At 61.2% G+C, this 1016-nt stretch carries 1 protein-coding gene and 1 pseudogene; both read right to left on the bottom strand.

Annotated elements, in window-relative coordinates; all coding sequences use genetic code 11:
• A partial coding sequence (locus B2W96_RS02320) for an isocitrate/isopropylmalate family dehydrogenase (protein ID WP_293008159.1) occupies nt 1-700 on the bottom strand: 700 nt, incomplete at its 3' end.
• Nucleotide 701: 1 nt separating this feature from the next.
• Nucleotides 702-1016 (bottom strand): annotated as a pseudogene (locus B2W96_RS02325) (hydratase); the annotation flags it as partial.

The raw sequence follows: 1016 nt of genomic DNA on the forward strand, positions 1-1016 counted from the left end.
TGTAGGTGGATTCAAATTCCTCGTCAAACACCCGCCGAAACTCCCCGTCGTACTCCTTGGAAATGGTGTCCTTGGCGGAGAACCACAAATCCTGCTTCGTGTCCAGCGCGTACTGAAAGCAGGAGCGGACAAAGGCGCGGATGGAAACCTCCGTGTTGTGCTGGCCCTGAAACACCGCGGGGCCTTTTGTTTTGGCAACGGTGAGGCTTTGCGTTCTGCCGCTTTCCCCCGTAAAATCCAGCGTAGCAACCCCTGGCTCGTCTGTCACCAACTCCACGGCCTTGTACATGTCGCCGTAGGCGTGGCGGGCCACGGTAATGGGCTTTTCCCATCCCGGCACCGCCGGGCGGAGGAAGGGCAGCAGGATGGGCGCCCGGAAGGCCGTTCCGTCCAGCACGGCGCGGATGGTGCCGTTGGGGGAGGGCCAGATTTCCTTCAGGCCGTATTCCTCCTGCCGGTGGCGGTTGGCGGTGATGGTGGCGCATTTCACCGCCACGCCCAGCCGTCGGGTGGCGTTGGCCGCGTCCAGCGTGACCTGATCCCCCGTCTCATCCCGATGGGGCAGACCCAGATCGTAATACTCCGTTTTCAAATCCACGTAGGGGTAAATCAGTTCGTCCCGGATGATGCGCCAGAGCACGCGAGTCATCTCGTCTCCGTCCATCTCCACCAGAGGCGTTTTCATTTGAAGCTTTTCCATCTCAGCCGTTCTTCTTTCTGTAATAATTCATCAGGCACCCATCCAGCAGAATCTCCCGCTCCTCCCCCGTCAGGTCCTGCAAGTGGAGGGTCAGGGGGACGGAGGTCCCGCCCCTGCGCAGCAGCACGGCGGGCAGGGACTCCTTCTCGCTGGCGACGGCCTCCCGCACGCCGGGAATAAAGACCCACTCGCCGTCTTCACCCGGGAAGTCCGTATCTATGGTGAAGGGAAAAATCCCCCAGTTGATGCAGTTGGAGCGGTAGCGCTTGGTGGCAAAGCTTTGGCATAGGTTGGCGCAGCCCCCCAGCACCCGCTG

The organism is Oscillibacter sp. UBA6647 (genome assembly GCA_002455655.1).
In the GTDB taxonomy this organism is placed as follows: domain Bacteria; phylum Bacillota; class Clostridia; order Oscillospirales; family Oscillospiraceae; genus Oscillibacter.